Here is an 11,835-nt window from a genome sequence, read left to right on the forward strand (position 1 = left end):
CGCTGGCGCTGTACGGCTTCGGGCAGAGGGCCGTACGGCATTACACTCACATTATTCGAAGCCTAAAGAGATCGCCCGATCCGGGGACAACCATGACGCAAGCACAACCCGGCGCCAGCCTGCGCCTGATTAAAAAATACCCCAACCGTCGTTTATACGACACCCGGACCAGCACCTACATCACCCTGGCAGATGTCAAGCAACTGGTCCTGGCCAACGAGGAATTCCAGGTCGTCGACGCCAAGAGCAGCGAAGACCTCACGCGCAGCATTCTCTTGCAGATCATTCTTGAAGAGGAGAGCGGCGGCATGCCCATGTTCTCTTCGAACATGCTGTCGCAGATCATCCGTTTCTACGGCCACGCCATGCAAGGCATCATGGGTTCTTACCTCGAGAAGAACATCCAGGCATTCATGGAGATCCAGCAGCGCATGGCCGAGCAGTCCAAGGGCCTGTACGGCAGCCAGTTCGGGCCGGAAGCCTGGACGCAGTTCATGAATGTGCAGACGCCGATGCTGCAGAACATGATGAACAACTACATAGACCAGAGCAAAAACCTGTTCGTGCAGATGCAGGACCAGATGCAGGATCAGACCCGCGCCATGTTCTCGACCTTCCCGTTCACGCCGGGCAGCAACCCGGGCTCCGGCCGCAAGTAATCCCGCCGGATGCCGGGCCGATGTGGCCCGCCGCAGTGCAAAAAAGCCGCCTTGGCGAATGCCAGGCGGCTTTTTGCCAATTGACTGAACGCAATGATCTGGCACTTTTAGTCGGCCCAGGTTCAGGGTTGTGTCAGCAAAATCCACTAAATTAATGAAAACGGTTCTTGTTTGTGTTTTGAGAGCCGCTATTTTCTTTTGTGTCTCAAGGATTATGCACATGATCAAGAAAGCCTTGGCGCTGGCCATTGTCGCGTTGAGCGTGTCCGCCGCCCATGCGGCCGAATACCCCATCGGCAAGCCTGTCGAGAAGGGCGGAATGGAAATCGGCGCGGTGTACCTGCAGCCGATCGAAATGGATCCGCCCGGAATGATGCGTCCGGCCAAGGATTCCGACGTGCACCTGGAGGCCGACATCCACGCCACCGCCGGCAACAAGACGGGCTTTCCGGAAGGCGAATGGGTGCCTTACCTGGTCGTGAACTACGAGATCCAGAAGGTCGGCAGCCAGAACGTCCAGAAGGGCACGTTCATGCCGATGGTCGCCAACGACGGCCCGCACTACGGCGAAAACGTCAAACTGGAAGGCCCGGGCAAGTACAAGCTCAAGTACACGATCCTGCCGCCGACCGCGAACAAGATGAGCCACTTCGGCCGCCACATCGACAAGGAAACCGGCGTGGCCGACTGGTTTGAACCGTTCGACCTGGAATATGAGTTCGTGTACGCCGGCACCGGCAAGAAGGGCGGTTACTGATCGTGCGCCGCCTGCTTCGCGTACTTGCCGCAATGCTGATCGGCCTGGCCGGCGTGGCGGGCATGGCGCCCGCGCAGGCGGACGAGCTGCCCACGTTCACCTTGCGGTTCAAGCCCGACGGCACATTCGAGCCCGCCACGCTCGAGGTCCCGGCGGGCCGCTTCAAGATCGAACTCATCAATGAAAGCAATGAGCCGGTGGAATTCGAAAGCATTCCGCTGCGCAAGGAAAAAGTCCTGGGACCGGGGGTGAAATCCTTCGTGGTCATCACCATCTCGCGTCCGGGCGAGTATCCCTTTTTTGACGACTTTCACCAGAGCGTGAAAGGCACCTTGGTCGTCAAGCCCAAGGAATAACGCGGCACCAAAGCATGGAACAGGTACTTTTCATCGTCTGGCGCGAAAGCGTCGAAGCCCTGCTCGTGGTGGGCATCCTGTACACGTGGCTGCGCGCCACGCCGGAAGGCAAGCGCGGCCTGCCCTACCTGTGGGGCGGCGTCGCGGCCGGGCTGGCACTGGCCGTCGCGCTGGCGCTCGTGCTGCTGGGCGTGTCCTCCTGGCTCAGCGATGAAGGCCAGGAATGGTTCCAGGCCATCATGTCGCTGGCGGCATGCGCGCTGGTGGTGCAGATGGTCGTGTGGATGAAAAAGCACGGCCGCACGCTCAAGGGCGAGCTCGAAAGCGGGGCGCGCACCTCCGTGGCGAATGACAACTGGTGGGGCCTCCTGGTGCTGGTTGCCATCGCCGTCGCCCGCGAAGGCAGCGAGACCGTCGTGTTCCTGTACGGCACGGTGTCGGCGGGCGAGGGCGGCAGCGACATGCTGATGCTGGCCGTCGCCGGCATCGCGGGTTTCGCCGTGGCGCTGCTGACGTTCTGGCTGCTGCAACTGGGCGGCAAGCTCATCACGTGGCGCCGCTTCTTCTTCGTGACCGAAATCCTGCTGCTGCTCCTGGCCGGCTCGCTGCTGGTGGGCGGGCTGGATCACCTGATTTCCCTGGATGTCCTGCCGACCCTCGTGGACCCGGTGTGGGACAGTTCCTGGCTGCTTAGCGACAGCACGGGCGTGGGCAAGGTGCTGGCCGACTTCGCGGGTTACCGCGCACTGCCGGCGCTGACCTCGGTGCTGCTGTGGGTGGCTTACTGGATCATCGTCTGGGCGCTGCTGCGCTGGGCGGGCGGACGGCCCGCACCCGTGGCCGCCGCCCGGGGAGCATCCTGATTCCGGTTTTTTCCGGACTGAATATTTGAAGGTTTGACCATGGCTGCTGCACTCGGGAGGGCAACCTCCCGCATCGCCGACTTCCTCCGTGACCATGCCCCGCTGTTGCGCAAGCTGCAGTGGGGCATTGTTGCGTTGTACGCGTTCCTGCTGATCGTGCCGGCGCTGCTGCCGCTGCCCGACAACGCGGCGTCGGTGTTCAACAACCTGACCGTCGTGGCGCAGTTTGCGTTCTGGGGCGTGTGGTGGCCGTTCGTGCTGATCTCCATGCCGATCCTGGGACGCGCCTGGTGCGGCTGGCTCTGTCCGGAAGGCATGCTGACCGAATGGGCCAGCGAGCGCGGCCAGGGCCGCGCCATTCCGAAATGGATGCGCTGGGGCGGCTGGCCGTTCGTGGCCTTCGCGTTGACGACCATCTACGGGCAGCTCGTCAGCGTCTACCAGTACCCGCTGGCGGTGCTGGCCGTGCTGGGCGGCTCCACGGTGGCGGCCATGATCGTCGGCTGGCGTTACGGCCGCAGCAAGCGCGTGTGGTGCAAGTACCTGTGCCCGGTCAATGGCGTGTTCAATCTTCTGGCCAAGCTGGCGCCGTGGCACTTCAAGGTCGACGAAGAAAAGTGGCGCCATCCGGTCATCCGCATCGAACCCATCAACTGTGCGCCGCTGGTGCCGCTGCGCCACATGAAGGGCGCGGGCGATTGCCACGTCTGTGGCCGCTGCAGCGGCTATCGCGGCGCCATCGCGCTCACGCCGCGCTCGCCCGAGGAAGAGATCGTTCACGTGGCCGATGGCGATCCGTGGCAAACGGCGTTGCTGTGCTTCGGCCTGATGGGCATTGCGATCGGCGCGTTCCTCTGGAGCGCCAGCCCCTGGTTCGTGACGGCCAAGCAGTGGGCCGCGACGTGGCTGGTCGAGCACGACATCCTGTGGCCGCTGATGGACAACGCGCCGTGGTTCATCCTGACCCATTACCCCGACGTGAACGACAGCTTCTCGTGGCTGGACGGCGCCGGCATCCTGCTTTTTGTCGTCGGCGCCACGGTGTGCGTGGGCGGCGCGACCTTCCTGTCGCTGTGGATTGCGGACCGCATTGCGCCCGCTGCACCCGTGCCGCAGGCGCCCCTTAATTCCCATGCTGCTCATGCGCCCGTATCGCGCTGGGGGCGGGCGGGCTTGCACAAGCTGGCGCAGGCGCTGATCCCGTCGGCCGGCATTGGCGTGTTCCTGGGCCTGTCCGCCACGACGATCACGTTGCTCAAGCATGAAGGCGTGCAGGCGGCATGGGCGACGCCGGTCCGGTTCACGCTGCTGACGCTGGCGGTGCTGTGGACGCTGCGTCTTTACGCCCGCCTGCTGAACGCGCGTCCGGTTGGCATGGCGCGCAAGATCGGCGGGGGCCTGGTGCTGGCGGCAGGCCTGGTGCCGTTCTGCATCGCGTGGGTGCTGTTCTTCGCGGTCTGGTAAGCGGGCGTGCCAGCGCTGCGATAAAGTTGGGGACCGCGCCGGCGTTGCCGGCGTCATCCCTTTCAGATTTTCGCCATGGCCACTTACGCGTTCCGACTTCTCAACGTCTTTGCCGACTCGACGTTCAGCGGCAATCAGCTCTGCGTCTTTGAAGACGCCCGCGGCATGGACGACGCCACCATGCTCAATCTCGCGGCGCAATTCAATCTGTCCGAAACCACGTTCATCCTGCCGTCCGAGCGGGCCGACGCGCGCGTGCGCGTCTTCACGCCGGGTTTTGAAATGAAGTTTGCCGGGCATCCGGCCATCGGCACCGCGCAGGTCGTGCGTGACCTGCGGCAGGCCGAAGACGCGGTGACGCTGGAGTTTCAGGCGGGCGTCGTGCCCATGACTGCCCAGGGCGATGCATGGACCTTCACCGCGCCTTGTCCGGACGGCGTGCGCACGGCCACGCCGGCGTTGGACCGCGCGGGCATCGCGGAACTGATGGGACTGTCGGAGGAGGACCTGGCAGCCGACCCGATCTGGGTCGACACCGGCGCGGACCAGTTGCTCGTGCCGGTTGCCAACTTGGATGCAGTGCGGCGCGCGGTCCCGGACGTGTCGCTGCTGAACCGCTGGCAGGCCAGCGCGCTGGGGCGCAAGACGATGTATCTGTTCGCCTTCGACGAAGGCAATTTTCGGTCGGGGCGGCAGGTGGTGGTGTCCCGCTACTTCTATGCCAAGCCCGGCGGCGGCATCAACGAAGACCCCGGCACCGGTTCGGCCTGCGCCAACCTGGGCGGCTGGCTGCTGCATCGCAAGGCGGCGCTGCCGGCAAGCTTGCTGGTCGAGCAGGGGGACCAGACCGGCCGTCCATGCCGCCTGCTGCTCGATGTCCCGGCAGATGGCCGCATCCTGGTGGGCGGGCGCGCCCTGGAAATCGGGCGCGGGACCGTCACTCTATAGCATTGGCGCTTTCCAGATCGCGAACGTGAAAACGGCGCCTGTGTTTGCACAGGCGCCGTTTTCAACTCCGGCGTCGAAAGTTCGATGCCTGATTACTTGCGGTTCTTGGCCGGATCAACCTTGATGTTGTTCTTGACCTGCTTCACGCCCTCGACGCCACGGGCGACCGTCGCGGCATGATCCGCTTCGGCAGCGGTACCGACCGTACCGGTCAGCGTGGCAACGCCGTTGTTGGTTTCAACAGCGATTTCCAGGGCGCTCAGCTGCTTGTCGGCCACGAAGGCGGCCTTGACCTTCGTGGTCACGGTGGCGTCGGACGCGTATTCACCCACGGACTGTTTCGGCTTGCCGTCGTCGGCGGCAAAAGCCATGGAAGTGAAGACAGCGCCCGTACCCAGTGCGGCGGCGGCGATCAGCTTGCGAATTTCCATAGTAATGCTCCTTTTTATTGGTGTTCAGCGCGTTCGAGACGCAATGACTATCTAAAAACGTTCAGGTGCTCGTTCTATTTCTTGCGGAAGGCGCCGCCCAGAATGGACAGCAGTGCCAGAACCAGAAAGACGAAGAACAGGACCTTGGCAATCCCCGCGGCACCGGCGGCGATGCCGCCGAAACCCAGGACAGCCGCGATGATCGCGATGACGAAGAAAACTACGGCGTAATGCAACATGACAGCTTCTCCTGGTGTTTATCTAGATCAGGGATTACGGTCGAAGAAATCCCGGACTTCCTTTTGCGCCTCGTCCTTGGTCTTGCCGTAGCGCTCCTGGATCAGACCAGCCAGGCGTTCGGCATTGCCCTCGGTGCGGGTCAGCTCGTCGTCGGTGAGTTCACCCCAAGCCGCCTTGGCCTTGCCCGTCAGTTGCTTCCACTTTCCGGCGATGATGTCGTTGTTCATGGTGACCTCTCTCTGGTTACGTGCGGCGGCAGGTTCATGGCCTATGAAGCTGCCGTGACGCGGTGTGTTGGGTACTGATCAGCTAGGTTCTAAGCTACGAGTCGCCCCCTGGGGCTGTCAAACGACGCTGTGGAGAAATGTAACTGCGCCAATGTGGAAAAAGCCCCGTGTTTGAGACGAGAAATCGCGTCCCGGGAGCGATAGGGGCGAGTTACATTTGAGCAACGATTTGACCCCTTTTGAGCGCGGCTGGTAACCGATCCGCTCGAGCGCCAGCAATGGCGCGGGTGGCCGGGCGGTCGGCGGGCCGGTATAGTCCACGGGGAACCGGCTGGCGGTTCGACACATCCGAAGGGAGAAAGCCCGCATGACGAAACGACTTTGCAGCGCGATCTTGCTGGCGCTGGGCGCCATGGCTGCCGTGGGATGCACCCATGTGACCGACAGGTATCAGGCCTCGGCGCCGGTGGTGGCGCCGCACGGCTGACGCGGTGCTGGACAAAAAAAACGGGGCGCCTGAGCGCCCCGTCTTCGTCGCACGACCCGGTCAGGGCTGCGCAATGCGCTGGGCGATGTGCGCCAGCGCTTCTTCCACCTGATCGACCAGGATGAGGCACAGATCGCCCGGGTTCAGGCGTGCCAGCGCCGTGTCGATCGCCAGGAACTCGCCGTGGATCTCGTCGATGTGCGTGGCGCGGCTGGCGCCCACCAGGCCCTGCTGCAGCAATGCCAGCACCTCGCCGTCCTCGCGGCCGCGTTGGCATTGATCCTGGTAGAGCAGCACGTCGTCGAAGGCGGCGCCCAGGATCTCGGTCTGCATGCGGATGTCTTCGTCGCGGCGGTCGCCCGCGCCGCTGATGACGACAGAGCGGCGCTTGGCCGGCATGGCGTCCACCGCGCGCACCAGCGCCTGGATGGCGTCGGGGTTGTGGCCGTAGTCGGCGATCACGGTCGCGCCGCGGTAATCGAACACGTTGAAGCGGCCCGGCGCCGTCTGCGCATCGTTGACGAACGTGGCAAGCCCGCGGCGCACCACGTCCCAGCCCAGGTTCAGCGCCCATGCCGCTGCAATCGACGCCATTGCGTTCTCGACCTGGAAGGTGACCGTGCCGTTGCGGGTGAGCGGAATCTCGGCCAGCGGGAAGCGCACTTCATCGGCTCCCTGCGCCGCCACGATGGCATCGCCGTCTCGGTACACCGAACGCAGGCCCTGCGCGCGGTGCGTGGCCAGCACGGGATGATTGCGGTCTTCGGCAAAGTAGGTGATCGCGCCCGGGCAGCTCGACGCCATTTCGGCCACGATCGGATCGGCCGCGTTCAGCACGGCCATGCCGCTCGGATGCACATGCTGGACGATCACGCGCTTGACCACGGCCAGGTCCTCGACCGTGCTGATGTAGCCCAGCCCCAGGTGATCGCCCATGCCGATGTTGGTGACGATGGCGACGTTGCAGCGGTCGAACGCCAGCCCTTCGCGCAGGATGCCGCCACGCGCGGTTTCGAACACGGCGGCGTCCACGTCCGGATGCATCAGCACGCTGCGCGCGCTGCGCGGGCCGCTGCAGTCGCCGGTGTCGATGCGCAGGTTGTCCACGTACACGCCGTCCGAGTTCGTCATGCCCACGCGGTTGCCGGCCACGCCCAGCAGGTGCGCGGTCAGGCGCACCGTGGTGGTCTTGCCGTTGGTGCCCGCGACGGCCACGACCGGGATGCGGCCGTCCTCGCCGTCCGCGAACATGTTGGCGATGATGGCTTCGCCCACCGCGCGGCCCTTGCCGAACGAGGGATTCAGGTGCATGCGCAGGCCGGGCGCGGCATTGACTTCCACCACGCCGCCGTGCTGCTCTTCGAGCGGGTAGTGCACGCTTTCGGCCACCACGTCCACGCCGCAGATGTCCAGGCCGATCATGCGGGCCGCGGACACCGCGCGCGCCGCCATTTCCGGATGGACCTCGTCGGTCACGTCGGTGGCCGAGCCGCCCGTGCTGAGATTGGCGTTGTTGCGCAGGAAGATCAGCGTGCCGGCGGGCGGCACGGAATCGGCGTCAAAGCCCTGCTTTTTCAGCGTCGCCAGGGCGATGTCGTCAAAGCGGATCTTGGTCAGCGACGTGGCGTGGCCATCGCCGCGCAAGGGGTCGGCGTTGACCTGATCGACCAGTTGGCGGATCGTGTGCTGGCCGTCGCCCGTGACTTGCGGAGGATCGCGGCGCGAGGCCGCCACCAGCGCGCCGCCGACCACCAGCAGGCGGAAATCGTGGCCGGGAATGTAGCGTTCGACGATGACCTCGGAACTGATTTCCTCGGCCACTTCAAAGGCCTGGATCACGCGCTCGCGGGTCTCGATGTTGACTGCGACGCCGCGGCCCTGGCTGCCGTCGCGCGGCTTGACCACGACCGGACCGCCCAGTTCCTGCGCCGCTTCCCAGGCCTCTTCGGCGCTGGTCACGGAACGGCCCATCGGCACCGGCACGCCGGCGGCGTCCAGCAGCATCTTGGTCAGGTCCTTGTCCTGCGCGATGGATTCCGAGATGGCGCTGGTCAGGTCGGTTTCCGCGGCCTGGATGCGGCGTTGCTTGCTGCCCCAGCCGAACTGCACCATGCTGCCTTGCGTCAGGCGGCGGTACGGGATGTTGCGCGCCGTGGCGGCGTTCACGATGGAGCCGGTGCTGGGCCCCAGGCGGACGTCTTCGTCCAGTTCGCGCAGGCGCTTCAAGGCGTCGGCGATGTCGAACGGCGTGTCATCGAGCGCGGCGCGCACGAGGTCCTGGGCCAGTTCCATGGCCAGCTTGCCGACTTCTTCTTCGCTGTACTCGACCACGACCTGGAACACGCCGGGCTCGATGGTGGAGGCGGTGCGGCCGAACGTGACAGGGCAGCCGGCGTGCGCCTGCATCGTCAGCGCGACGATCTGCAGCACGTGCGCGATCGACACCGCGCCCTGATGGCCTTCGGGACGCAGCAATCCGGTCTGCGGCAGGCGCGCGCGCAGGCGGGCTTCGAACTCGGGCAGGTTATCGATGGAGCATTCGGCATCGCCGCAAGACACGATGGCCTCGATGGCGGTGTTCTTGCTCCACAGGTTGGGGCCGCGCAATGCTCGGATACGGGAGACTTCCATGGCAGGGTTTCCTGTCGTCTGGCGCGCGTCCGCCACGGGGGGCGGACGCGTGCGCAATAGTGTCAGTGTTGTTGGATCCAGCGGCGGACCAGGTCGATGGTCGGGCCGGAGAACGCCTCGTCGGACTGCAGCAGGGCGAAGTCGCCGCTTCCGATGCCATCGAGCACGCTGGCGATGGCCTTGCCGTGGTCAGGCTCTTCCTGGATGTCCTTGACGCGGCTGCCCTGCGCCAGGCCCTGGCGCAGCAGCGCGCGCGCCTCGCCCTCGGGACGCTTGCTGCGCACGGTCGTGTCGTCGTAGAGGACCACGCGGTCGAATGCGTCGCCGAGCAGCTTGCCTTGGTCGATCAGGTCCGCGTCGCGGCGGTCCGCGCCGGCCGAGTAGACCGCGGCGCGCTTGCCGGAAGGAAACTGGTCGATGGCGGCGATCAGCGGGCGCAGCGCCGACGCGTTATGCACGTCGTCCACGACGACGGTCGCGCCATTGCGCTCGAACAGCGTGAACTGCCACGGGGCATCCGCCTGATCGATGTCGAAGGTCTCGATGCCGGCACGGATCAGTTCAACGGGAATGTCCAGCGCCCAGGCCGAACCCACGGCCGCCAGCACGTTCTCGACCTGGAAGGCCACGCGGCCGCCGTGCGTCAGCGGAATGGCGGCGACGTCGGCCAGGCGTTCCTCATGGCTGCCTCGGGCCAGCACGATGCTGCCGTCGCGCACGAACACCGCGCGCCCGTCCTGGGCCAGATGCTGCACGATGGCGGGCAGGGCGGGGTCGATGCCAAAGAAGATCACGGAACCGTCGCAGAGCTCGGCCATTTCGACCACGCGCGGATCGCGTGCATTCAGCACGGCCACGCCATCGGGCAGGACGACGTCGACCTGCGTGCGGAACACGTTGAACAGGCGCTCGGTTTCGTTGATGTCGTAGTCGCCCAGATGATCGCCGTCATCGATGTTGGTGACGACGCCGACCTGGCAGCGGTCGTAGGCCAGGCCTTGGCCCAGGATCACGCCGCTGTCGTTCTCGATGACGGCGGCGTCCACGTTGCGGTTCATCAGAAGGCGCGTGCCCGACGCGTAGTCGGCGCGGTCGCCCTTTCGCACCAGGCGGCGGTCCAGATACAGGCCTTCGCTGCACGCCAGGCCGGTGCGCTTGCCCGACAGGTGCAAGAGGCGCGCCACCAGGCGGGCGACGACGGTCTTGCCGTTGGTGCCGGTCACGCCGACGATCGGAATGCGGCCCGCCTCGCCCTCGGGGAAGAGGTGATCGACGATGGCGCGGCCCACGGGGCGCGGCGCGCCGTCGGCGGGCTTCAGGTGCATCAGGAGACCCGGGCCGGCGTTGACTTCGACGATGGCGCCGCGCTGTTCGTCCAGGGGGCGCGTGATGTCTTCGGCCACCAGGTCCACACCGGCAATGTCCAGGCCGACGATGCGTGCCGCGAGCGTCACGGTGGCCGCGACGCTGGGGTGAACGCGGTCGGTCACGTCGAATGCGACGTTGCCGCTGCGCTGCACCAGCACGCGCTGGCCGTCGGGCGGAACGCTGTCTTCGGTGAGGCCCTGGCGCGCGATTTCCAGCCGGGCCGCGGAATCCAGGCGCACAAAATTGAGCGGATGGTTCTCGGTGCGGCCGCGGCGCGGGTCGGTGTTGATCTGGCTGTCGATGAGTTCGGCGACCGTGGACTTGCCGTCGCCCGTGACCCACGCCGGTTCGCCGGCAGCAGCGGCGACCATGCGGTTGCCCACCACCAGCAGGCGGTGTTCGTTGCCCAGCACAAAGCGTTCGACGATGACGCCGCTGCCTTCATCCACGGCGACGCGGTAGGCCGACACCACTTCCTCGCGGGTCGTCAGGTTGGTGAAGACGCCGCGGCCATGGTTGCCGTCGTAGGGCTTGACCACCACGGGCAGGCCGATGTCTTCGGCGGCGTCCCAGGCGTCTTCCTCGCTGTCGACCAGGCGCCCTTCGGGCACCGGCACGCCGCAGGTCGACAGCAGTTCCTTGGTCAGGTCCTTGTCGCGCGAGATGCCCTCGGCGATGGCGCTGGTGCGATCGGTCTCGGCCGTCCAGATGCGGCGCTGCGCCGAGCCGTAGCCGAATTGGACGAGGTTGCCCTCAAAAAGGCGGATATACGGAATGTCGCGGTCGTCGGCCGCATCCACGATGCACGCGGTGCTGGGGCCGAGGCAGTGGCGGTCGACCAGGCTGCGCAGCTTGGCGACGGTGGCGGACACGTCGAACGGGCGGTCCTCGATGGCGGCCATGACGAGGTCGCGCGCTTCGTTCAGCGCGGTGCGGGTGACCTGTTCCTGCCAGGCGCGCACAACGACTTTATAGACGCCGCGCTTGGAGGTTTCGCGCGCCTTGCCGAAGCCGCCGCGCAGGCCCGCCAGGTTCTGCAGTTCAAGCGTGACGTGCTCGAGAATGTGGCCGGGCCAGGTGCCTTCTTTCAGGCGGGCCAGGAAGCCGCCTCGCACGCCGGGGCTGCACCGGTGCTCGATCAGGGTCGGCAACCATTCGGTCAGGCGCTCATAAAATCCGGGAATCGTGTTGGAGGGGTAGTCCTCCAGTTCGCCGATATCCACCCATGCTTCAAGGACCGGACGATACGTCCAAATGTTCGGGCCGCGCAAAGCCACGACATCGATAAATTCAATGTCTTTCTTTTTCATGTTTTAATTCGCTCGAGAAGCAGGTTGGCACGCGCGGACGCCCCTATGCAAGACCGCGATTTTATTGGGGTTGCGCCTTAAGAATAATGCCAAC

The 11,835-nt window shown here is 65.4% G+C and carries 11 protein-coding genes; 6 read left to right on the top strand and 5 right to left on the bottom strand.

The annotated features are described in order from the left end of the window. Positions 1 to 92 precede the first annotated feature (92 nt). The 6 genes from phaR to ASD87_RS13360 all read left to right on the top strand — a co-directional run bounded on the left by phaR (position 93) and on the right by ASD87_RS13360 (position 5,047). Positions 93 to 659: a polyhydroxyalkanoate synthesis repressor PhaR gene (gene phaR / locus ASD87_RS13335; protein ID WP_056322176.1), complete on the top strand. Its 567-nt coding sequence runs from the start codon at positions 93 to 95 to the stop codon at positions 657 to 659. A gap of 220 nt (positions 660 to 879) precedes the next feature. Further along, positions 880 to 1,416 carry an iron transporter gene (locus tag ASD87_RS13340; RefSeq protein WP_056322179.1) on the top strand — a complete coding sequence of 179 codons (537 nt, stop codon included), beginning with the start codon at positions 880 to 882 and terminating at the stop codon, positions 1,414 to 1,416. Between the two features lie 32 nt (positions 1,417 to 1,448). Further along, positions 1,449 to 1,772 (top strand): cupredoxin domain-containing protein, encoded by a 324-nt coding sequence (locus ASD87_RS13345; RefSeq protein WP_056322182.1) that lies wholly within the window; start codon positions 1,449 to 1,451, stop codon positions 1,770 to 1,772. Positions 1,773 to 1,786: 14 nt separating this feature from the next. Then, positions 1,787 to 2,635, top strand: coding sequence for an FTR1 family protein (locus ASD87_RS13350; RefSeq protein WP_056322184.1), 849 nt, complete (start codon positions 1,787 to 1,789; stop codon positions 2,633 to 2,635). 39 nt (positions 2,636 to 2,674) lie between these two features. Continuing rightward, the gene (locus tag ASD87_RS13355; protein WP_056322187.1) at positions 2,675 to 4,099 is read left to right on the top strand and encodes a 4Fe-4S binding protein; all 1,425 of its coding nucleotides are present in this window, start codon (positions 2,675 to 2,677) and stop codon (positions 4,097 to 4,099) included. Between the two features lie 75 nt (positions 4,100 to 4,174). Next, a complete protein-coding gene (locus ASD87_RS13360; protein ID WP_056322190.1) occupies positions 4,175 to 5,047 on the top strand; it encodes a PhzF family phenazine biosynthesis protein in 873 nt (290 codons plus the stop codon). A 92-nt stretch (positions 5,048 to 5,139) separates the two neighbouring features. Here ASD87_RS13360 and ASD87_RS13365 read toward each other — a convergent pair whose 3' ends face one another. The 5 genes from ASD87_RS13365 to cphA (ASD87_RS13380) form a co-directional block, all read right to left on the bottom strand. Continuing rightward, positions 5,140 to 5,478 (bottom strand): BON domain-containing protein, encoded by a 339-nt coding sequence (locus tag ASD87_RS13365; RefSeq protein WP_056322192.1) that lies wholly within the window; start codon positions 5,476 to 5,478, stop codon positions 5,140 to 5,142. 74 nt (positions 5,479 to 5,552) lie between these two features. Then, positions 5,553 to 5,717, bottom strand: coding sequence for a DUF1328 domain-containing protein (locus ASD87_RS26585; RefSeq protein WP_082586272.1), 165 nt, complete (start codon positions 5,715 to 5,717; stop codon positions 5,553 to 5,555). Between the two features lie 27 nt (positions 5,718 to 5,744). Further along, entirely contained in the window at positions 5,745 to 5,945 is a 201-nt protein-coding gene (locus ASD87_RS13370; protein WP_006218180.1) for a CsbD family protein, read from the bottom strand. 547 nt (positions 5,946 to 6,492) lie between these two features. Continuing rightward, positions 6,493 to 9,063, bottom strand: coding sequence for a cyanophycin synthetase (gene cphA, locus ASD87_RS13375; protein ID WP_056322195.1), 2,571 nt, complete (start codon positions 9,061 to 9,063; stop codon positions 6,493 to 6,495). A gap of 62 nt (positions 9,064 to 9,125) precedes the next feature. Next, the gene (cphA, locus tag ASD87_RS13380) at positions 9,126 to 11,741 is read right to left on the bottom strand and encodes a cyanophycin synthetase (protein ID WP_056322197.1); all 2,616 of its coding nucleotides are present in this window, start codon (positions 11,739 to 11,741) and stop codon (positions 9,126 to 9,128) included. Positions 11,742 to 11,835 lie beyond the last annotated feature (94 nt).

The sequence above is a fragment of the Achromobacter sp. Root170 genome, from assembly GCF_001428165.1.
Taxonomy (GTDB): Bacteria; Pseudomonadota; Gammaproteobacteria; order Burkholderiales; family Burkholderiaceae_B; genus Achromobacter; species Achromobacter mucicolens.